Genomic DNA, 21657 nt, shown 5'->3' with positions numbered 1-21657 from the left:
AAATAGCTCGTTTAAAGTAAAACCAACTGTAACAACATAAAAAAAATGAATAAAAAAATTATTGCCTGTGGGATAATGCTGGCTTCGGCCTTTATGGCTAAACCACTTTTTGCGCAGGAACTGCCTGTAGAAAAATCGAACAACTTAAATATTTACCGTGTAACTGCAACTAAAGTTAACGATCTGATACATACCAAACTCGATGTATCTTTTGATTATGCTAAGCGATACCTATATGGTAAGGAATGGGTTACTTTAAAGCCTCATTTTTATGCTACAGACTCTTTAACACTTGATGCACAGGGAATGGATATTAAAACCGTTGCATTGGTTGGCGTAAAAGGAAATACCCCGCTTAAATATGTTTATAACAATAATAAACTGTACATCACACTAAATAAAAAGTACACTAATACTGAAAAGTATACGGTATATATTGCTTATACTGCTAAACCTGATGAGCTGAAAGTAAAGGGGAGCGCCGCCATAACCGATGCTAAAGGTTTATATTTTATCAACCCGGATGGGACGGATAAAAATAAACCAACGCAGATCTGGACACAGGGTGAAACAGAATCATCGTCGGCATGGTTTCCCACTATCGATAAACCTGATCAGAAAACTACTGAAGAGATTTCAATTACGGTAAAATCGAAATATACAACACTCTCTAACGGAAAATTGGTGAGCCAGAAAGCCAATGCAGATGGAACCAGAACCGATACATGGAAAATGGAGCTTCCTCACTCGCCATACTTGTTTATGATGGCTGTGGGAGAATTCAAAATTACAAAAGATACTTATAAAGGTAAGGAAGTGAGTTATTACCTGGAGCCTAAATACGCGCCTTACGCCAAACAGATTTTTGGTAAAACGCCTGATATGATCCAATTTTATAGCAATCTGTTAGGTGTAGATTATCCATGGAACAAATATGCACAGGTGGTAGCCAGAGATTATGTTTCGGGGGCAATGGAAAATACTACCGCAACTTTGCACGGCGAGCAGGTACAAAAAACCGATCGGGAATTATTGGACGAAAATGAAGAAGGAACCATTGCACACGAACTTTTTCACCAGTGGTTTGGCGATTATGTAACGGCCGAATCGTGGTCTAATTTAACCATGAACGAATCTTTTGCCACCTTTGGCGAGGTAATCTGGCATGGACATGATGCGGGTAAGGATGCTGAAGATAAATCGCGTTACGAAAAACTTCAGTCTTACCTAGGCTCAACTAAAAAAGGCGAAAGTCCGGTTTTGGCCCGCTTCTATTACAACGATAAAGAAGATATGTTCGATAATGTCAGCTACGCCAAAGGTTCGATTATTCTGTATGCCTTAAAAAACCAGATGGGCGATGCAGCTTTCTATAAGTCGCTTAACCGCTACCTCACTACAAATGCCTTTAAAAATGGCGAAACGCACCAATTGCGTTTGGCAATGGAAGATGTTACCGGAAAAGATTGGAGTCCGTATTTTAATCAGTGGTATTACAATGGCGGCCACCCGATTTTAAGTATCGATTATGGCTACGAAAACGGCAAGGCAACAATTAAAGTTAAGCAGACACAGGATTCGAGCGTGCAGACCTTTACGCTACCGGTCAAAATTGATATTTACGCGGGAGGTCAAAAAATCAGAAAAGAGATTCTGATTAATAGTCGTGAGCAGAATTTTAGTTTTGAGGTGAGTGCTAAACCGGATTTAATCGATTTTGATGTAGATAAAATTTTAGTTGGCGAAACCAACGATAACAAAACTGCTGAAAACTATTATTTCCAATATAAAAATGCCCCTAGTTATGCCAATAGAATTGAAGCCTTACAATTTATTATGCAGAGTAAAGCCAAAAGCGGCCAATTGGTATTGCTAGAAGGTTTAAAAGATCAATCGGCAGATTTAAGAACTTTAAGTATAGATGGCATTAATTTAGACGATACTCAGATTAAAGCAGCAGCTTTGCCGATTTTACTTCAGATCGCCAAAACAGATAAAAATACCGATGCAAGATCAGCTGCAATTTTGAAATTAGCTGAAACTGGCGATCAGGCATATAAAAATTTAATGTTAGAAAGCTTAAAAGACAGGTCGTACAGGGTAATTGCTGCTGGTGTTGATGGTTTGGCCAAATTGGCTCCACAAGAAAGTATCGCAACTTTAGCATCGTTAGATGAAGATACAAAAGCACATATAGCAGCTTCTATTGCAACGTTATATATCAACGAACCAAAAGATGAGTATCAGGCATTTTATGATAACATTATGCTTACAGGCGATAAGAATGAAGTTTTTGCAGTAGTTGGGCAGTATTTTCAGTACCTGAGAGCCAACAATAACCCCGTAGTTACCGAAAAAGGTATTATGAGCATTGCTGGCGCCATTGAAAGATTAAAATTACAATCTTATTTAAATAAGCAACTTTCAGGAGCCTACACTGCAGCTGCCCAGACTAAAACACAACAAGCTGCCGCAGTAAGCGGAGAGGCTAAAACAAAGCTAAGCAAACAGGCCGAATTGTTTAAAAAAGGCGCAGCTGATTTAGGAAAAGAATAATAATTAACATAGTTATGTGTCGATGCGTCATTCCCAACTTGATTGGGAATCTTAATGCAGTGAGCTTTAAGATTCCCACCTGCATGGGAATGACGATCGTTCTTTTTACAATCTGCCAAAGCTGGGTATTTGTCTTTTAAGGATTACATCCCTCTTTTCTCCTGGTATCAATAATATAAACAATTTGCCAGCCCTTATCTCCTTTTACCAACTGAAAGGAATTAACCCCGCAATGACTAAATTTTTCGCCCAGATAAAATTTATAGTCTGTCCAAACAGAAGCCAAAGGACCATCGATTAAGATTTTAGTAAAAACAATACGCTCATCGTATTTATCCTGGTGTGGAGTGCCGATAAATTTGATAAAGTCGTTAACCGATTCTGTTCGTATGCTCACCTTACCTTCTTTGTTGACGATGGTTTGCATTATTGCTGCTGGTGCAAAGGCACTTCTTGTTAAAGTGCTGTCTCCGTCTTTCATGCCGGTAAAAAGCTTGGCTATGTTTTTTTTAATGGCACTTTCATCATCGCTTTGTGCAAAGCCATTTGTAATAAAACATAGTAAAAACAGGGCAAAAATGACTAATCCTTTCATGACTTCTTAATTACGTATATACCATAAATTTATAGTATTTTTGTAAAAGAAGGGAAAAGGAACCGCGATGTTGCAAAAAATCTATCGATTATCCACACATCTTAATCACAGTCAATACGCTTTATAGTCAGCTATTTACGCTGTTTTAGCTGATTGATGTTAATAATTATTTTAAAAACGGATAATTAAAACTTGTAAACTTATAATGTGTTTTTCTGCTAACTGGCACGGTTCTTTAATAGTATAATATATGGAAGAAGAATTCTTTTTTGAATCCAACGAAGATGCACAACGCTCGGTAGAACGTTACGAAGAAATGCTCCGGAACCAGGATCAGTATTTCTTCGATGCAGGGGCATTCGAATACATTGTAGATTTCTACATTGAGAAAAATGATCCGGTCAAAGCTTTGCAGGTAGTTGATTTTGCAATCAGTCAACACCCTTATGCAACAGTATTTTTAATCAAACAGGCTCACCTTTACATTTTAACCAACAACAACGAAAAGGCTTTTATTGCTTTGCAAAAGGCTGAGCTTTTAGAACCGTCTGAACCGGATATTTATTTGCTCCGCGGTAATATTTTTCAAAATACCGAACGTTTTGATGAGGCTTTGGAAAATTATGAAAAAGCTTTGGGGTTGGCCGAAAGTACCGATGAGATTTTATTACAGATGGCTTATGTTTACCAGAGCATGGGCGATTATGAAAGCGCCATTACCTATATTAAGCTTAGTTTAGAGCAAAATATGGAGAACCAGGATGGTTTATATGAGCTGGCTTTCTGTTACGATGTATTAGACAAGCAAGAAGAAAGTATCAAGTTTTATCAGCAATACATCGATACCGATCCGTATTCTTATGCGGCCTGGTATAATTTGGGCAATAGTTTCCACAAGTTGAACCTTTTCGAAAAAGCGATTGACGCTTATGATTACGCGATACTAATTAAAGAAGATTTTAGTTCGGCTTATTTTAACAAAGGAAATGCGCTCGTACAGCTGGATAAGTACGATGAGGCGATAGATGTTTATAAACAGACTTTCGAATACGAACAGCCTAATGCCGATACCTATTGTGCCATTGGAGAGTGTTACGAGAAACTGGAAAAAATGGACGAAGCCCGTTCTTATTACAAAAAATCGGTAAAAATGGACCCTAAAATGGCAGATGCCTGGTTTGGGATCGGTGTTACACTAAATTTTGAAGAACGTTATTTCGAATCACTGCATTTTTATAAAAAAGCAATCGATTTAGAAGCTGAGAATGCCGATTTCTGGTTTGCCATGGCTGATGCTTATTATAAATTAGGCCAGATTGACGAATCGATTGAAGCTTACGAAAAGGTATTGGAGTTTAATCCTTTGGATATCGAAGCCTGGTTAGATTTTAGTACCGTGCTTTACGAACAGGGGAAATTGCTGGAAGCATCTGAAACGATGGCAGAAGCAATTAAGAATAACCCGGAAGCAGCAGAACTATATTACCGGATGGTGGCTTATCTTTTTGCCTTAGGGAACTATGGCGATGCACTGGGATATTTAGAAACGGCTTTAACAACCGACCCTGATAAACACTATATTTTATTTGAATATTTGCCGCAATTGCAGGATAATAGTGCCATTTTGAACGTTATAAACCGATATATAAGGTAACGACCTTGTGAGAAAAATTTAACAAATAAATCTCAAAATTTTTTTCACTTTTGTACGCATATGAATTATCCATTATTAAACGTTCCCGAACGTCCAGCTAAACCACGCCAAAAAGGCTTAACAATGGTTATGGATAAGGGATTGAGCCTACGCCAGGTTGAAGATTTTATTGAAGTTGCCGGCGTACATACAGATATTGTGAAATTAGGTTGGGCAACATCACACGTAACACCAAACCTTAAAGAAAAATTAGCTTTATATAAAAGTGCAGACATTCCTACCTATTTTGGTGGAACATTATTTGAAGCCTTTATTATCCGAAACCAGTTTTCAGATTACCAACGTGTTTTAGATCAGTATGGAATGGAATATGCAGAAGTTTCTGATGGTTCTATCGAAATTGAGCACGATAAAAAATGTGGTTTTATCAGTGAGCTGGCTAAACAGGTAACCGTTATTTCTGAAGTAGGCAGTAAAGATGCCGCTAAAATATTTGCCCCATATAAGTGGATTAAATTAATGCAGGCCGAAATTGAGGCGGGATCGTGGAAGGTAATTGCCGAAGCACGAGAAGGTGGTAATGTTGGAATTTACCGTGGAAGCGGAGAAGTGCGTGAAGGATTGGTGGATGAAATATTAACGCAGATTCCTGAAGAAACCATTATTTGGGAAGCACCTCAAAAAGAACAGCAAGTTTGGTTTATTAAATTAATCGGTAGTAATGTAAACCTGGGTAATATTGCCCCGGCAGAAGTAATTCCTTTGGAAACTATTCGTTTAGGATTACGCGGAGATACTTTTGATTATTTCCTGAACCAAGTAAAATAAAGACAAAATCCGTCATTGCGGGGCATATTAAATAAACCTTACAGGTTTTTAAAACCTGTAAGGTTTGCTTATTTATATCAAATATGAAAACATACGGTTTAATCGGATACCCACTTTCTCATTCTTTCTCGAAAAAATATTTCACAGAAAAATTTCAAAATGAGGGCATAGCCGATCATCAATATGAACTTTTCCCTATAGCCGATATTAAATCACTGCCCGATCTGCTAAGTGAAAATCCTTCACTTTGTGGGCTTAATGTTACGATTCCGCATAAAGTTAACGTGCTTTGCTATTTAAATGAAGTAGATGAAGCTGCAGAAAAAATTGGCGCCGTAAATTGTATTTCCATTAAAACTTTTGAAGATAAAAACTATTTAAAAGGCTACAATACCGATGCATACGGCTTTGAAGAATCGTTAAAGCCATTGTTAGGGCCGCAACATACAAAAGCACTTGTTTTTGGCGATGGTGGTGCGGCGAAAGCAGTAAAGTATGTTTTAGATAAATTAAAGATCCAGTATCAGGTGGTGGTAAGAACAGCTGTGCCCGGTGCTATTCTTTACTCGGAAATTACACCAGAGATTTTAGCCTCACACCAGTTATTGATTAATACTACGCCCTTGGGAATGTCGCCAAGTGTCGATACCTTTCCCGAAATTGATTACAGTTTGCTTGGAAAAGGATATTTAGCTTACGATTTAGTGTACAATCCGCTGGAGACTGCATTTTTAGCTAAAGCTGCCGAGCGTGGTGCGGCGATTAAAAACGGTTTGGAAATGCTATACAAACAAGCAGAAAAAGCCTGGGCAATTTGGAATAAATAATTTAACTTATCGTCATTGCGAGAAGGAACGACGAAGCAATCTTTGATAGAATGTTATGAAACTAAAACAACTGATCTGTATCCCCTTTGTATTGCTTTTGTTCATAACAGCTTGCCAGAACCATGATTATAGTCCGAAGCCAAAGGCTTATTTCAGGATTGTATTTCCTAAAAAAGACTATGTCACATTTACCAAGCCTGTTCCCTTTACCTTCAAATACCCTGCTTATGCTGCGGTAGAGCAAGATCAAAGCCGCGATGCCAAAAAAAGCTGGTACAATTTACACTTTAAGCAGTTTAATGGCTTTTTGCATTTAACTTATTATGATGTTTCGGGAAAAAGCGAATATGATGAAATGGTAGAAGATGCCCGAAAACTTGCCTTTAAACATACAATAAAAGCCAGTGCAATTGATCAAAAGCTCATCCATTACCCCGATCATAAAGTTTATGGCATTTATTACGCCATTGAAGGGAATACTGCATCATCAGTCCAGTTTTTTTTAACCGATAGTGCTAAACATTATTTTAGAGGGGCTTTATATTTTAATGAACGCCCACAATACGACTCTATTGAACCCGTTGTTAAATTTATTAAAAAGGATATCGATACCTTGATTTCTACCTTTAGGTGGAAAAATTAATTTATTATTTGTTATCCTGTTCTTGGAAGCAGGTTTTTTCTAAAATTTATGATTACAATAAAAACCTTCACTTTTAACGCTTACAGCGAAAATACCTATGTACTTTACGATGAAACCAAAGAATGTGCCATTATCGATCCGGGGATGTACGAGGGTTTTGAGCAAAATGAATTGGCGGCTTTCATTAAAAATGAAGGGTTAAAACCTTTTTTATTGCTCAATACACATTGTCATCTCGATCATGTTTTCGGCAATAAATTTGTATACGAAACCTATGGCTTAAAACCACAGTTTCATCAGGGTGAATTACCGATTTTAAATGCAGTTCCGGGTTATGCGCCATCAATGGGTTTTACCCGTTATGATGTTTCGCCATTGCCCGATACTTTTTTGCCCGAAACAGGAACAGTCTCTTTTGGCAACAGCACTTTAAGCTTAATTTTTGCCCCTGGCCATTCGCCTGCACATTTATGTTTTTACAGCTCGGCCGATCATATTTTAATAGGTGGTGATGTACTTTTTTATGGCAGCATTGGTCGTACCGATCTGCCAGGAGGCAACCATCAGCAATTAATTCAAAACATTTCCGATAAACTTTTTGTCTTACCAGATGAAACCAAAGTTTATCCTGGCCATGGACCGGCCACAAGCATAGGTTTTGAAAAACAGCATAACCCATTTTTTTAAAATTGAATATTGTTTATAAGGTCTTTTAAATGTAGCAGTTTACAACCTATACCTTCTACTACATTTAAACCCTCAACCTTTTACCTATCTTTGCAGCTGTGAATACATCGCTTTATATTGCCAAAAGGTATCTTTTTGCCAAAAAATCAACCAATGCCATTAACCTGATATCGGGCATATCAATGGTAGGTGTAATGGTTGGCAGCGCTGCTTTGATTATTATCCTTTCGGTATTTAACGGTTTAGAAACAGTGGTATTGAGTATGTTCGATACCATTACCCCGCAAATTGCCATTACCCCGGCTAAGGGGAAAACTTTTGATCCAAACACAAGTTATTTTAATCAGCTCAGAAAAGATAAAAGTGTTGCCGCTTTTACCGAAGTGCTCCAAGAAAATGCTTTACTAAAATACAACAATAAGCAGGCCGTTGGAATGGTTAAAGGTGTAAGTTTAGACTATTTGAAGAATACCAAATTAGATAGTGCCATTAAAGAAGGCCATTTTATATTGCACAACAGAAGTGGCGATAATGCCGTAATTGGCTCTGCGTTACAAAGTTACCTGGCTGTAAATACTGTTGATCCCTTTACAGAGTTGGAAATTTATTCGCCAAAGAAAGATATTGCAGCCAATACCTTAAATCCGGCTGATGATTTTGTAGTGAAGAACATCCGGGTAAGCGGTGTTTTTGAGGTGCAGCAAGATTTCGACAATGGTATTATTGTGCCATTGAATTTTGCCCGCGAACTTTTAGGCGAAGATAAAAAAGTGTCTGCAATAGAGATCAATCTCCAGCCTGGTATTGATGTAGACGATTTTCAAAAAGAAGTAATCGAAAAGGCTGGTAAGAATTATGAAGTCAGAAATCAGGCGGAGCAAAATAAATCGCTCTACCACATTTTAAATACCGAAAAATGGGCTGTATATATTATTCTTACTTTTATCCTGATTATTGCTATATTTAATATCATAGGGTCGTTAACCATGTTAGTAATCGATAAGGTAAAGGATGTTGCCATTCTGAGCAGTTTAGGTGCAGGCAAGAAATTAATCAAACGTATATTTTTATTTGAGGGCATGATGATCACTATGTCTGGCTGCATACTGGGCTTAATTATAGGCCTTATATTTTATTATTTTCAGCACACCTATGGTTTTATTAAGATGGGCGATGACGTAAACAAAACACTGGTAAGTTCTTATCCAATTGGACTAAAATGGAAAGATTTTGTTTTAGTTTTTGTTACAGTAGGCATCTTCTCATTTTTGGCATCTGCTTTGTCATCCAATTTAAGCGTTAAAAAGATAGATCAAATTAATCAAACTATATAAAATGAAGTTATTTAAGCAAGCAATTGTACTCGTTGTGCTCCTTGGCGTGGCCGCTACAGCTTGTAGAAACGATAAAGCCGAGGGAGAAAAAAGTAATCTGAAAACCGTTAAAGGTTTGTATAGTTTTGGCCCAGAAATGAGGTCTTTTACCTTGTGCGAAGATGGACGTGAATATTGGGTTACAGACAGCGTAAAAAACTTAGAACTCTCTTATAGCAAGCTAGGCTTCGAAAAGCCTTATGAGCCAGTATATGTAGAATTAGAAGGTTATTTTGCTAAATCAGATACAGCAACTGTTTCTGCCGACTTCGATTCTACTCTAGTAGTAACCAAAGTAATCAAAATCAGCAAAGAAATCCCTGATGGGCCTTGCGCGCAATAATTCATTTAAAACTACAGAAATCGTGCTGCTGAATTTATTTTACAAGTAGAAATAGTGTTTCTGATTGCGGTGTAGCTACTACGTGGTCAGCCTCGACGACTTAATTGTTTTATTTAGATTATTATTTTCATTTTTTTAGAGCGCAATTGCAGTATTAATCGGATAGGGCAGTCCTGCTTTCCGTTATAAGTCCGCGCTCATGCTTCGCTTGCGGGCTTTCACTTCAATCAGGGCTATTTTGGGCATTTTTGCTACTATTTAACTGCTGCGCCTTCAAATTCTTTTCTGCCTATCCTGTTGTAGCGTTAATCGCAATGTCTTTACAGATTGATGGATGTTCTCGCTAGCAAAAACAGCTTTTAACTAATTGGGTTGTTGGTAACACAGCCAGTAGATAAACAAAAAAGCTCGCAACTTTCATTGCGAGCCTTTTATATATTCTTGATTTTTAATTTTACCAGAAAGTAGAGTAAAGTGCAACTAAAATTCCGAACACAATCAGCGATCCAACGGCAAACGAAGGATGAACTTTAAACATGCTCGAATCGACTTCTAAACCATTAGATTTATCGCCTTTGCTGTTTTCGAACATACTAATGGCAAACATTACTACAATACATATTACGAATACAATGCCCATCCTATCTAAGAAAGGTATTTCGTAGATTCCATCTGCATTGGCCACCGAGAATCCAAAATTGTGAAGGAAAGATAAATCCATCATTCCCGGCAAGAATTTTAACAATACTGATAAACCAAATCCACCAACAGTAGCAAACAGGGCTGCATTTGAAGTAGTTTTTTTCCAGAAGAAGCCCAATATAAACATGGCAAAAATACCAGGACTCACAAAACCTGTATACTCCTGAATAAATTCGAAACCGCCTTTTTTATCGATACCTAAGAAGGGCGAAATACCGATAGCAATAGCCATGGCAACAATTACCACTACGCGTCCGGTACTTACCAGTTTTTTCTCACTGGCTTCTAAATTAATGTGTTTCTTAAAAATATCTAAAGTAAAAATGGTAGAGATACTATTAATTTTACCAGCTAATGAAGCAACAATCGCTGCGGTTAATGCTGCAAAAGATAAACCTTTTAACCCTGTTGGTAAGATACTCAATAAAGTAGGGTAAGCCCTATCCGGGCGAAGCTCTCCTCCAGGCATCATTGAGTTTACATCAATACCTGTTTTTTCCTGATACAACATATATACTGCAATACCTGGCAAAACTACAATTAGTGGCATTAGCAGCTTTAAAAAGGCAGCAAATAAAATACCTGCTCTGGCTGTTTTTAGATCAGCACCTAAAGCACGCTGGGTAATGTATTGGTTACAGCCCCAATAGTTTAAGTTTACTATCCACATCCCGCCGAGCAGTACCGTCATACCAGGTAATGATGCGTAATTGGCACTGTCTTTCTTAAATATCATGTGGAAATGATCTGGTGCTTTTTCTCTTAAGAACGATAAACCATCTAATACGCCATGGCCGCCAAAATGATCGCTAACTAAATTAAGTGCTAAATAAGTCGTTGCTAAACCGCCGAAAATTAAAAACGCTACCTGGATTACATCCGTGTAACCAATTACTTTCATACCACCTAATGCTATAATTACAGCAAAAATAGCTAGACCCATCATACAATACCAAAAGCCAATACCCGAAATACTGCTTACAGCTAGGGCACCCAGGTACAAGATAGAGGTTAGGTTTACTACAACATACAATAACAACCAAAACACAGCCATAATCATGGCTACGGTGCCGTTGTAACGTTGACTTAAAAATTGTGGCATGGTGTAGATCTTATTTTTAAGATATACGGGAATAAAAAATGTAGCTACAATTACCAATGTTGCAGCTGCCATCCATTCGTAAGTAGAAATGGCTAGTCCCATTTTAAATCCATCGCCACTCATGGCTACAAATTGCTCGGCACTAATGTTCGAGGCAATTAAGGATGTGCCAATTGCCCACCAGGTAAGTGAACCTTCCGCAAGAAAATAATCCTTGCTGCTCATCTGCTTTTGTTTTTTACGGTGGTAAATCCAAAAACCGTAAATTGCCACAATGGCAAAGTAGGCTAGAAAAATAATGTAATCTGTGACTTTCATTTAAGTTATTTGGTTTAGAAATCTAAATGTAGCAAAATCATAAATTAATCTCCGCTTTTTTTGAATTAAAAAATGTTAAAGTGACGTTTATTAATTCGTCCATCTTAATTTCAAGGTTATTAAGCTAAGATAGATTAAGTTCATCGTCATTTCAACTGCATTGCAGCAGAACGGAGAAATTTTTGAGATTTGTTGAAATAAAGTATGTATCATCCCTGGCCTGTGCCTTCACAAACCAGGGAAAATTAATTTTAAATATACCTGTTAATTAAGTTTTCCAGATATTCTTGCTTCCCGCTGCGTACCTCTGGTTCGCCATTTTCTGCAGCGTAGTTCCTTAAATCTTCTAAACTTAGTTTGCCTTGTTCAAATTCGGCACCTTTTCCACTATCAAATGAAGCATAACGGTCTGCCCTTACTTTTTTGTAATCTGATTTTTGAAGAATGGCATCTGCCGTGATTAATGCCCTTGCAAAGATATCCATGCCGCCAATATGCGCATAGAACAAGTCTTTAGGATCAGTTGAGTTACGGCGGATTTTCGCATCGAAGTTTACGCCTCCGCCTTGTAAGCCGCCACCCTCTAAAATGATTAACATAGTTTCCGTTAGTTCGTTAATATCATTAGGGAACTGATCAGTATCCCAGCCATTCTGATAATCGCCACGGTTAGCGTCGATAGATCCTAATAAACCATTATCTACAGCAACCTGTAATTCATGCTGGAAAGTATGACCAGCCAAAGTAGCGTGGTTAACTTCTAAATTTAATTTGAAATCGGCCAACAGATCGTATTGTTGTAAAAAGCCTTTTACTGTTGCAGCATCGTAATCATATTGATGTTTAGAAGGTTCGCAAGGTTTTGGTTCAATGAAGAATGTTCCTTTGAAACCTTGTTTGCGCGCATAATCTTTAGCGGCATGTAAGAATTTGGCCAAATGCTCCTGCTCACGTTTCATGTTGGTATTCAATAAGCTCATATAGCCTTCTCTTCCTCCCCAGAAAACATAATTTTCGCCACCAAGGGCAATGGTAGCGTCTAAAGCTGCTTTAACCTGGGCGGCCCCATGTGCCAGCACATGAAAATCAGGATTGGTAGATGCACCATTCATGTAGCGCTTGTGGCTAAATAAATTGGCTGTTCCCCATAACAGTTTTACGCCGCTATCTGCTTGTTTTTGTTTGGCATATTCAACAAGAGCCTGTAACCTGCGTTCGTTTTCGGCAATATCGTCGCTATAATCTACCACATCCACATCATGGAAACAATAATAAGGGATCTGCATTTTGGTAATAAATTCGAAGGCTGCATCCATTTTATCTTTTGCCCTTTCTACTGCATCTTTTTTTTCATCCCAAGGGAAAATGTGCGTTGCGCCTCCAAATGGATCGGCACCATTACCATTAAATGAGTGCCAATAAGCACAAGCAAACTTAAAATGTTCGTTCATGGTTTTGCCCGCTACTACTTTGTTGGCATCATACCATCTAAATGCTAATGGATTATCGCTTTCCAGACCTTCAAACTTGATTTGCTCAATGCCTTTGAAAAATTCTTTTGCTCCTGTTACTACTTTTGTCATGTTTTTTGTTTTTTTTGGTTGATGGTCTATTGGTCAATAGTTCATAGTAGATCTCACTATGGACTATCAACCATTAACCAATTGCTAATTGTTTTTCTAATATTTCTTTCCAATCCTGATAGATTGCTTCATATACAGCTGAATGCTGTGGTGTTAAAGTATTAATTACTTGGTGGTTGCTAAAAGCTTCTTCTTCACTTTTAAAAATTCTGGCACCTATACCTGCACCTAATGCTGCACCTACACTACCATCGTTTTCGTAAAGTTCCACCGGAATGCCTGTAACGTCTACAAAAGTTTGTGCAAATACATCACTTAAAAAAAGGTTGGCCCTTCCGGCCCGGATTACTTTAGGCTGCATGCCATTTTCTCGCATAATATCCAATCCATAACGGAAAGAAAAAGCAATCCCTTCTTGTACCGCTCTGAAGATGTCTGATTGATTGTGGAGGTTTAAATCAATGCCTAATAATTGAGCTCCGGTATATTTGTTGTTTAACATCCTTTCGGCACCGTTTCCAAACGGAAGCACTTTTAAACCCTTGCTACCTATTGGTGCTTTAGATGCCAGTGTATTCAGCTCGGTATAGGTAGATTGTGGTGCGAAATTATGTTTTGCCCAACGGTACATACTACCGGTACCATTGATACAAAGTAGAACGCCAGTATGTTTTTTTTCCTCCGAATAGGTGACGTGCGCAAAGGTATTTACTCTCGATTGTTTATCGTAAGTAAGCCCGTCGCTTACGCCGTAAATCACTCCCGATGTTCCGGCAGTGGCGGCAACCTCTCCGGGTTTTAATACATTTAAAGAAAGCGCATTGTTCGGCTGATCGCCAGATTTATACGCAATTGGAATTCCGATTGGTAGAGCCAAAGCATGTGCAATATCTGCATTTAAATAACCATGTTCTGAAAATAAGGGTTTCACCGTTGGGATAAGGTTGTCCGAAATACCATAATAATCCATTACATCTTTAGAAATTTCGTGGTTTTCAAAATCCCAGAAAATGCCTTCAGATAATGCAGAAATACTTGTTGTAATTTCTCCGGTTAATTTCATCGCAATGAAATCGCCAGGTAGCATTATCTTGTCAATTTGACTATAGATGTCTGGCTCGTTCGCTTTTACCCAGGCCAGTTTTGACGCCGTAAAATTTCCGGGAGAGTTTAATAAATGTTTTAACGATTTTTCGTGCCCAATCGCCTCAAAAGCGCTATTGCCTAGTTCAACCGCTCTGCTATCGCACCAGATAATACTATCGCGGAGCACCTGCTGGTTTTTATCTACAATAACCAATCCGTGCATTTGGTACGCAATACCAATGGCTTTAATTTCTTTAGGATCAAAAAGGCCTGTCGAATTTAATTTGAGAATGGCCTGTTGAACATTTTGCCACCAATCGTTAGGGGATTGTTCTGCCCAGCCGGACTGCAAAGATTTGATGGCTGTTTCCTCCTCTGGATACTGAGCGGTGGCTATGTTTCTTTGTGTGGTTGCATCAACAACTGCGACCTTTATAGATGAGGTACCTAAATCAATCCCTAATAAATACATCGTTTTAAATTATTTTAATATTTGGCTATGCAAACGGTTGCATAAAGATAGTGGTTAAAAGATAAAACGCAAATTTTTTGTAAAATCTATTCTTTTAATGCAATCGGTTGAATTGCATGTTCGTGCTAATTTAAGCTATACCCGAATTATTTAATAATTTATATTTTTGCTGTCTATACATTAAAATTAAGCTATGGAAGAGATTACCTGGAATGATTTCGAAAAGGTAGAATTAAGGGTGGGGACCATTTTAGAGGCCTTCGAATTTCCTGAAGCCCGAAGACCGGCATATAAAGTAAAGGTAGATTTTGGCGAATTCGGCATTAAAATGAGCAGCGCGCAAATTACCAAACATTATACATTGGACGAATTACCCGGAAAACAGATTGTTGGGGTGATTAACTTTCCTAAAAAACAGATCGGAAAATTTATGTCCGAATTTTTAGTTACCGGTTTTGCTGATGAAAACGGCGATATCGTATTAACAGCTGTGCAAAGTAAAGTGCCTAATGGAAGTAAGTTGATTTAGCCGATTTCTGAAGTGTTTTAGCTGAGGCTCGACGCCAATAGCCCTGATTGAAGTGGGAAGCATGCAAGCGAGGAATGAGGGCGGACTTGAAATGCAAAGCAGGAATACAGTAGCCGATTGGCACTCGCATTGCGCTTCAAAATCAATCTCACTCTGGAAGTTTACAACACATATGAGGGGCAAAACTACTGAACTATACCCTATATTTGCTCCATGAGTTTTTACAATTTCGAAAATACGGATCCCGAAGAAGAAGACATCCATTATATGAAACTGGCTTTGGAAGAAGCAAAAAAAGCTTTGGCTGATGATGAAATTCCGATAGGCGCTATAGTAGTAAGTAAAAACAGGATTATTGGCCGTGGTTACAATTTAACTGAACGCTTTAATGATGTAACAGCACATGCCGAAATGCAGGCTTTTACCTCTGCTGCGCAAACCATTGGAGGGAAATATTTAAGGGATTGTACTTTATATGTAACCATCGAGCCTTGTGTAATGTGTGCCGGTGCAAGTTATTGGACACAAATTGGCCGCATTGTGTATGGCGCTAGAGAAGAGAAAAGAGGATTTATCTCTAAAAATGCAAACCTGCTCCATCCCAAAACAATATTAAAAGGCGGTGTAATGGCAGAGGAGTGCGGAGCGTTAATGAAGGGATTTTTTGCGAAGAAGAGATAGGTTGAGTTGATGGTTGCATATTAGGCAATCAAACCATGAGCCATGAATCTTTTTTTTCAGACTTACCGGCCTGAACCTTACAACTTTTCAACCCTTCTGGCTTTACAACTTCTTACAGAAAACGATTTGATGATAATAACATGAACAAATCTTAACGTTCTAATGTTATATTTGCTACAAGAAACATTTTTAAATCTTTAAACATAAAACATTATGGCTTTTGAATTACCTGCGTTACATTACGCAACCGATGCATTAGAACCGCATATTGATAAAACTACCATGGAAATCCACCATGATAAACACCATCAGGCTTACGTTACCAACTTAAACAAAGCTTTAGAAGGTAAGCCAGAGGCGACTTCAAGCATCGAGGAAATTGTAAAACACATTTCAAAATTCCCTGCTGCTGTAAGAAACAATGGCGGTGGACATTATAATCACTCTTTATTCTGGAACATTTTAGGTCCAAATAAGGGAGGTGAGCCAACTGGCGATTTAGCTAAGGCCATTAACGAAACTTTTGGTTCGTTTGCTGAGCTTAAAACTAAATTACAAGAAGCCGGTGCTACCCGTTTTGGTTCTGGTTGGGCTTGGTTATCAGTAGGTGCTGATAAAAAACTTCAAGTTTCTTCTACACCAAACCAGGATAATCCTTTAATGGATATTGCTGAGGTAAAAGGCACACCAATTTTAGGTATCGATGTTTGGGAGCACGCTTATTACTTAAAATACCAGAACAAACGCCCTGATTATTTAGCGGCCATTTGGAATGTAATTAACTGGGATGCAGTTGCTGAGCTTTACAAAAAAGCTTTATAAGCTAAACATTAAATAAAATTTAAGAGAAGTCCCGATGCAAATCGGGACTTTCTTGTTTTAAGATAATTAAGTAACTTCGCAGATATAAAATGTTCGGAATGAAAAGGCTTGTAATTTTATTTTTAATTATTGTTGGTGCAAATGGATTAGTACGTGCACAACAGAATAAAGTACCTACTCCAACAGAAATTGCACAGAAGAATGTGGAGGATCTGGATAAGCGATTAAAACTTAATGGGACGCAAAAAAGCGTAATCTACAGCTTTACCTATAACCAGGCGAAAGAGCAGGCTGATTTAATTAAAAGACAACAGGCAGGCAACTCGCGCGAAGAGGATGTAGATAAATTCTATAAACTCCAGAACGAAACCTCAAAAAATATCCGCAATGTTTTAAGGCCAGAGCAACAAACCGAATATGATAAAATTATTGAGGAACGTTTAAGCGGTAAAGGCTTAAAAGCTAAAAACAAGAAAAAGAAAAAAGGCGAAGAAGAAGAAGTGGAAAGCGATATTAAAGGATTGCTATCTGCACCTCCTGTAGAAAAACAAAATCAGTAGTATTATTAAGCAAATCAGTGGTTTTGTAATCAATTAAATCAATAACAAATGCCAGAGATTATCTTAGGCACTATTGTACTCGGACTACTATTATCGCCACAGTTACTTGCAGGTTTTTTGGCAAAGCGAACAGGCCGGAATTTTTGGTTCTGGTTTTTCATTTCCTTTTTAATCCCCATTATTTCATTAATTATTTTGATCTTTTTAGAAGATAAAAATCCCGCTGCTGCAGGCTATAAGCTGGCTGATCATGTAGATAAAGATCGTGAGTAACTTCATGAAGTTTAAATGAGGTACACGCAATCTTAATGCGCATGCTTCTAGCGATCGTTGTAAGACTGCTTCGTCGGCTGAAAGAGCCTTCCCGCAATTGACAACCATATTAAAGCTTTCGAAGTTTTTCTATCGCTTCGCCCTTTTAAACTTCTCAAGATGATTTATATCCCAACAATATCTTTTTTCTTTTTTTGTTTCATCGTTTTTGGGATAATTTCTAAAATCTCATCTTTTAAAGCATTGAGCATCCTTTTTTTGATGAAGTTTTTATGTGTTACCAGGCTGATCTCGCGCACGGGCTCAGGCGATTTAAAATGACGAACTTTATTGGTCTGTTTTGCATTTAATTCTGCTATGGCCAACTCAGGGAGTAATGTTGCACCTCCATTTAAATCAACCATACGCACTAAGGTTTCTACGCTGCCTGTATTGTATTCCAGCCCCTGTAATCTGTTGTTTTTTGTAGAGCGGCAAATATTCAGTACCTGATTGCGCATACAATGACCTTCGTTCAAAAGCCAGATGTTTTCATCGTTTAGGTCTTCTGCATCAACGGCTTTCTTTTTATAAAGCTTGCTGTTTTTACTGATGTAGCTTACAAAGTTTTCGTAATATAAAGGGGTTTCAGTAATGTTCGGGTCGGTAAGTGGGGTGGCTAAAATCCCGCAATCGAGTACGCCTGTTTTTAAATGGTGAATAATGTCTTCTGTGGTATACTCCCAGATTAAAAGTTTTAATTCGGGATATTTATCCAGCATGGCCGAAATTACTTCAGGCAGCAGGTACGGTGCAACAGTTGGGATTACACCTATTCTTAGCTCACCTAAAACATCCTGTTGCTGACTGCTGATCAGCTCTTTTATTTTTCCGCTTTCTTGTAAAATGATTCTGGCCTGAGCAATAATCTGGGCGCCAATTTCAGTAGGACTTACTGGCTGTTTGCTTCTGTCGAAAATTTTAACGCTAATCAACTCCTCCAGTTTTTGTACCTGCATGCTTAAGGTAGGTTGCGTTACAAAACATTTATCTGCAGCGGTAACAAAACTTCTGTAAGTATCTACAGCAACGATATATTCTAGCTGAACTAAAGTCATATAGTTAAAATTTATTTATCAAAACAAATATATAAATTTTAGCTATGATAAATTAACGAATGACGGAATTTTGAATGAGAGAAATGGCTAGCTGCATAAAAATTATTCTCTCATTCAATCATTATTTAATATCTGCTTTCGAAATCCTGATAAGCCAAAGCAATGCCCTCAGGTAATTCGATTTTGTGCTTCCAACCTAAACTGTGCAGTTTGCTTACATCCATCAATTTACGGGGCGTTCCGTCTGGTTTGCTGGCATCGAATACCAATTCACCTTCAAAGCCTAATACATCTTTGATTAATAAAGCTAAATCTTTAATGGTCAAATCGTGTCCGGTGCCTACGTTGATTAAATGTGGTTCGTTATAGTTTTGCATCAGAAAATAACAGGCGTCTGCCAGATCATCTGCAAACAAAAATTCGCGCATAGGCGATCCTGATCCCCAAACTACAATCTCTTTTTCGTTATTTGCTTTTGCTTCGTGCACCTTACGGATCAAAGCTGGTAAAACATGCGAATTTTGGGGGTGATAGTTATCGTTAAAACCATATAGATTTGTGGGCATAACCGAGATGAAATTACAGCCATACTGATCGCGGTAAGCATCACACATTTTAATTCCTGCAATTTTTGCAATGGCATAAGGTTCGTTGGTGTGCTCCAAAGTTCCGGTTAAAAGGTAATCTTCTTTTAAAGGTTGCGGAGCCATTTTAGGGTAAATACAGCTCGACCCCAGAAACATGAGTTTCTTAACGCCATTTACATAAGCATTGTGGATCACGTTATTTTGTATGGCTAAGTTCTCGTAAAGAAAGTCGGCCCTGTATGTATTGTTGGCTATAATGCCACCAACTTTTGCTGCGGCAAGAAACACATAATCCGGTTTTTCTTTTGCAAAGAAATCGGTAACGGCCTGCTGGTTGCGCAGATCAAGTTCTGCTGACGTTTTGGTAATGATATTTTCGTAACCCTCTTTTTGCAGTTTACGGTAAATGGCCGAACCCACCATACCACGATGACCTGCAACATATATTTTAGCGTTTTTTTTCACGGTATTTTTATAAGGTTACAAAAATACGATTCCTATGCAAGAATGACATTAATCTTTATGGCAAAAGAAACTTCGATTATTGATTTAATTGTATTTTTGCAGAAAAAAAACTTTTGGGTAAAGATAAACTTAGGCGTTTTGCAGAAATTGAAACATTTGCAAACGTATATCAATTAGAACAAGGAAAAGCTTTAAAGGGAAACTGGGCTTCAGCACATTTTAAAAATACGAATCCAATTGTGCTCGAACTGGCATGTGGAAAAGGCGAATATTCGGTAAATCTGGCCAGGTTATTCCCGGAGAAGAATTTTATAGGCGTTGATTATAAAGGTAACCGCATTTGGCGCGGGGCCAAAACGGCCATTGAAGATGGGATTGATAATGTGGCTTTTTTAAGAATCCAGATTGAAAACTTACTGGATTATTTCAACGAAGGAGAAATTGATGAGATCTGGATCACTTTCCCCGATCCGCAACCACAGGATAGTCGTGAGAAAAAACGTCTGACTTTTCCGGCATTCCTGAACCGTTATAAACTTGTTTTAAGGCCAGGTGGCAATGTTAATTTAAAAACGGACAACGACCAACTGTATACTTATACTTGCGAAAAGGTGGCAGAATTGGGCTTGCCTGTACATAAAAACACCGATCATCTGTATACATCTGAACTGGTTGATGAAGTATTGTCGATCAAAACCTACTATGAGAAAAAATACTTGTTGCACGATAAAAATATTAATTATATTCAATTTTCTTTTGAATAATGGATACCAACTTTTATGAGCAGGTTTATGAGATTGCCCGGTTAATTCCGAAAGGAAGGGTTACTTCTTATGGCGCTATCGCCAAAAGTTTGGGAGCAGCAAAATCGTCAAGAATGGTAGGGCATGCCATGCTTTATGCCGGAACAGCACATCCTAGTGTGCCTGCACATAGGGTAGTAAACAGTAGTGGCTTGCTAACCGGAAAGTTTCATTTCAAACCGCCCGAATTGATGGAGGAGCTGTTGAGGAAAGAAGGTGTGGAAGTGAAGAACGACAAGGTGGTAAACTTTAAAAAGATATTCTGGAATCCGCTGGAAGAAATTATAATATAACAGGTAAACTTCGTTTATAATCAGTAAGGGTAAAAATAATCAGAATCAATAAGCCTAAGCAGGCGTAGAAAATTTCATCTACTAAATTTCCCTTAAAAAGCGTAAACGCTAAAATAACTAGAATAACACTGACGAAAAATTCGATCAGGCCGTGAAGTTTAAGATTAATGATTTTAAAAATACCTCCGCTAAAATTAGTGCTTATTGTTAATAAAAAATGAATGATACCCAGTGCATAAGCCAGTGTTGAAGCGGTTTTAGAAAGACCAAAAACATCAGGTGAAGCCAATAAAAGCATGACTAATAGGTAATCTAAAACGGCATGAAATTTTGGAGATATCATTTTCATAATCAAATGTTTATATCCCTAACAAATAACAGTTAAAAAAGATTTTAAAATATGGGAAAGCTTGTAGAAGAATTTAATGGCTATCGTGAAAAAATGAACGATAGGATAATGGAAACGGCAAATACAAATATTAAACGTTTTTTTGCGCTCGATACAACTTCCTATGCAGACGGAGCCTTAGATGTTAAAACGAAAGAGATGTTAGGTTTGGTAGCCTCGATGGTTTTGCGCTGTGATGATTGTATTAAATACCATTTGGGCAAATGTTTCGATGCTGGTGTAAGCCACGATGAGATGAACGAAATTTTCATGATCGCCAATCTCGTGGGTGGTAGTATTGTAATTCCACATTATAGGAGAGCGGTGGAGTATTGGGATGAGTTGAATGCTTAGTCCCGAGTCTTAAGTCCTCAGTCTAGAGTCTTTATT

Annotated in this window: 23 protein-coding genes; 16 read left to right on the top strand and 7 right to left on the bottom strand. The window is 38.0% G+C overall.

The annotated features are described in order from the left end of the window. Positions 1-45 precede the first annotated feature (45 nt). Positions 46-2556 (top strand): M1 family metallopeptidase, encoded by a 2511-nt coding sequence (locus FHT21_RS15555; RefSeq protein WP_167295703.1) that lies wholly within the window; start codon positions 46-48, stop codon positions 2554-2556. A gap of 136 nt (positions 2557-2692) precedes the next feature. Here the strand turns inward: FHT21_RS15555 and FHT21_RS15550 are convergent, their stop codons facing one another. After that, positions 2693-3151, bottom strand: coding sequence for a nuclear transport factor 2 family protein (locus FHT21_RS15550; protein ID WP_167295702.1), 459 nt, complete (start codon positions 3149-3151; stop codon positions 2693-2695). A gap of 250 nt (positions 3152-3401) precedes the next feature. On the opposite strand from FHT21_RS15550, the gene FHT21_RS15545 reads away from it, so the two are divergent. The 7 genes from FHT21_RS15545 (at position 3402) to FHT21_RS15515 (ending at position 9506) form a co-directional block, all read left to right on the top strand. Next, entirely contained in the window at positions 3402-4805 is a 1404-nt protein-coding gene (locus FHT21_RS15545) for a tetratricopeptide repeat protein (protein WP_167295701.1), read from the top strand. Positions 4806-4865: 60 nt separating this feature from the next. Next, on the top strand, positions 4866-5633 hold the full coding sequence (locus FHT21_RS15540) for a phosphosulfolactate synthase (RefSeq protein WP_167295700.1): 768 nt from the start codon (positions 4866-4868) through the stop codon (positions 5631-5633). Positions 5634-5716: 83 nt separating this feature from the next. Then, positions 5717-6460, top strand: coding sequence for a shikimate dehydrogenase (locus FHT21_RS15535; RefSeq protein WP_167295699.1), 744 nt, complete (start codon positions 5717-5719; stop codon positions 6458-6460). Positions 6461-6515: 55 nt separating this feature from the next. Continuing rightward, the gene (locus tag FHT21_RS15530; RefSeq protein ID WP_167295698.1) at positions 6516-7103 is read left to right on the top strand and encodes a gliding motility lipoprotein GldD; all 588 of its coding nucleotides are present in this window, start codon (positions 6516-6518) and stop codon (positions 7101-7103) included. A gap of 48 nt (positions 7104-7151) precedes the next feature. Next, the gene (locus FHT21_RS15525) at positions 7152-7790 is read left to right on the top strand and encodes an MBL fold metallo-hydrolase (RefSeq protein ID WP_167295697.1); all 639 of its coding nucleotides are present in this window, start codon (positions 7152-7154) and stop codon (positions 7788-7790) included. 98 nt (positions 7791-7888) lie between these two features. Then, on the top strand, positions 7889-9124 hold the full coding sequence (locus FHT21_RS15520) for an ABC transporter permease (RefSeq protein WP_167295696.1): 1236 nt from the start codon (positions 7889-7891) through the stop codon (positions 9122-9124). A 1-nt stretch (position 9125) separates the two neighbouring features. Next, positions 9126-9506, top strand: coding sequence for a hypothetical protein (locus tag FHT21_RS15515; RefSeq protein WP_167295695.1), 381 nt, complete (start codon positions 9126-9128; stop codon positions 9504-9506). 454 nt (positions 9507-9960) lie between these two features. Here FHT21_RS15515 and FHT21_RS15510 read toward each other — a convergent pair whose 3' ends face one another. The 3 genes from FHT21_RS15510 to FHT21_RS15500 form a co-directional block, all read right to left on the bottom strand. Next, a complete protein-coding gene (locus tag FHT21_RS15510; protein WP_167295694.1) occupies positions 9961-11628 on the bottom strand; it encodes a sodium/sugar symporter in 1668 nt (555 codons plus the stop codon). A 251-nt stretch (positions 11629-11879) separates the two neighbouring features. Next, positions 11880-13211 (bottom strand): xylose isomerase, encoded by a 1332-nt coding sequence (xylA, locus tag FHT21_RS15505; RefSeq protein ID WP_167295693.1) that lies wholly within the window; start codon positions 13209-13211, stop codon positions 11880-11882. A gap of 73 nt (positions 13212-13284) precedes the next feature. After that, positions 13285-14769 carry an FGGY family carbohydrate kinase gene (locus FHT21_RS15500; protein WP_167295692.1) on the bottom strand — a complete coding sequence of 495 codons (1485 nt, stop codon included), beginning with the start codon at positions 14767-14769 and terminating at the stop codon, positions 13285-13287. 193 nt (positions 14770-14962) lie between these two features. Between FHT21_RS15500 and FHT21_RS15495 the strand changes: the two genes are divergently transcribed. The 5 genes from FHT21_RS15495 to FHT21_RS15475 all read left to right on the top strand — a co-directional run bounded on the left by FHT21_RS15495 (position 14963) and on the right by FHT21_RS15475 (position 17634). Next, positions 14963-15298, top strand: coding sequence for a tRNA-binding protein (locus FHT21_RS15495; RefSeq protein WP_167295691.1), 336 nt, complete (start codon positions 14963-14965; stop codon positions 15296-15298). A gap of 213 nt (positions 15299-15511) precedes the next feature. Beyond that, complete coding sequence (locus tag FHT21_RS15490; RefSeq protein ID WP_167295690.1) at positions 15512-15979, top strand: nucleoside deaminase; 468 nt, start codon at positions 15512-15514, stop codon at positions 15977-15979. Between the two features lie 213 nt (positions 15980-16192). Then, positions 16193-16801, top strand: a complete 609-nt coding sequence (locus FHT21_RS15485; protein ID WP_167295689.1) for a superoxide dismutase — start codon at positions 16193-16195, stop codon at positions 16799-16801. Positions 16802-16899: 98 nt separating this feature from the next. Beyond that, the gene (locus FHT21_RS15480; RefSeq protein WP_167295688.1) at positions 16900-17361 is read left to right on the top strand and encodes a hypothetical protein; all 462 of its coding nucleotides are present in this window, start codon (positions 16900-16902) and stop codon (positions 17359-17361) included. A gap of 48 nt (positions 17362-17409) precedes the next feature. Further along, positions 17410-17634, top strand: a complete 225-nt coding sequence (locus tag FHT21_RS15475; RefSeq protein ID WP_167295687.1) for a hypothetical protein — start codon at positions 17410-17412, stop codon at positions 17632-17634. Positions 17635-17798: 164 nt separating this feature from the next. Here the strand turns inward: FHT21_RS15475 and FHT21_RS15470 are convergent, their stop codons facing one another. Together FHT21_RS15470 and FHT21_RS15465 are read right to left on the bottom strand one after the other, a co-directional pair. Next, positions 17799-18731: a hydrogen peroxide-inducible genes activator gene (locus FHT21_RS15470; protein ID WP_167295686.1), complete on the bottom strand. Its 933-nt coding sequence runs from the start codon at positions 18729-18731 to the stop codon at positions 17799-17801. 125 nt (positions 18732-18856) lie between these two features. Then, entirely contained in the window at positions 18857-19783 is a 927-nt protein-coding gene (locus FHT21_RS15465) for a GDP-L-fucose synthase (RefSeq protein WP_167295685.1), read from the bottom strand. A gap of 113 nt (positions 19784-19896) precedes the next feature. On the opposite strand from FHT21_RS15465, the gene trmB reads away from it, so the two are divergent. Beyond that, on the top strand, positions 19897-20547 hold the full coding sequence (gene trmB, locus FHT21_RS15460; RefSeq protein WP_167295684.1) for a tRNA (guanosine(46)-N7)-methyltransferase TrmB: 651 nt from the start codon (positions 19897-19899) through the stop codon (positions 20545-20547). Beyond that, entirely contained in the window at positions 20547-20879 is a 333-nt protein-coding gene (locus tag FHT21_RS15455; protein ID WP_167295683.1) for an MGMT family protein, read from the top strand. Before trmB ends, FHT21_RS15455 begins: the two co-directional genes overlap by 1 nt. On the opposite strand, the gene FHT21_RS15450 is transcribed toward FHT21_RS15455, so the two are convergent. Further along, positions 20869-21228, bottom strand: a complete 360-nt coding sequence (locus FHT21_RS15450) for a hypothetical protein (protein WP_167295682.1) — start codon at positions 21226-21228, stop codon at positions 20869-20871. The two genes, FHT21_RS15455 and FHT21_RS15450, sit on opposite strands and share 11 nt — an antisense overlap. A 51-nt stretch (positions 21229-21279) precedes the next feature. On the opposite strand from FHT21_RS15450, the gene FHT21_RS15445 reads away from it, so the two are divergent. Beyond that, positions 21280-21621 (top strand): carboxymuconolactone decarboxylase family protein, encoded by a 342-nt coding sequence (locus tag FHT21_RS15445; protein ID WP_167295681.1) that lies wholly within the window; start codon positions 21280-21282, stop codon positions 21619-21621. Positions 21622-21657 lie beyond the last annotated feature (36 nt).

The sequence above is a fragment of the Pedobacter sp. SG908 genome, from assembly GCF_011759615.1.
In the GTDB taxonomy this organism is placed as follows: Bacteria; Bacteroidota; Bacteroidia; order Sphingobacteriales; family Sphingobacteriaceae; genus Pedobacter; species Pedobacter riviphilus.
Note: the sequence above shows the minus strand (reverse complement) of the source record. Positions and strands in the feature narration are given on the sequence as shown.